The sequence below is a fragment of the Saccharomonospora iraqiensis subsp. paurometabolica YIM 90007 genome (assembly GCF_000231035.2).
Classification (GTDB): Bacteria; Actinomycetota; Actinomycetes; order Mycobacteriales; family Pseudonocardiaceae; genus Saccharomonospora; species Saccharomonospora paurometabolica.
The window spans coordinates 125203-125465 of sequence record NZ_KI912218.1; the positions used below are offsets into that span (position 1 = coordinate 125203).

Here is a 263-nt window from a genome sequence, read left to right on the forward strand (position 1 = left end):
AAGCCGTTGAACGGCCAGCGGGCGCGGGCCGCCTCCTGCAGCAGGAACACCGCCGCCATCCACACCGGCGCGCCGGGCAGCCGCGCCACCAGCGGCATCAGGGCGCAGGCGGCGGCGACGTAGGCGGCGAGCACGGCGGACAGCGCCAGCCACGGGGCGGGGCCGAACTCGGCGCCGAGGAAGTCCTGGATCCAGACGAGGTGGATCAGGTTGAACGCGAGTCCGAACGCGGCGCCGTAGCCGGCGGCGGCGAGCGGGCGGCG

The 263-nt window shown here is 76.4% G+C and carries 1 pseudogene; it reads right to left on the minus strand.

Going from position 1 to position 263, the window contains the following annotated elements:
* A pseudogene (locus SACPADRAFT_RS26210) lies at positions 1–263 on the minus strand (apolipoprotein N-acyltransferase); the annotation flags it as partial.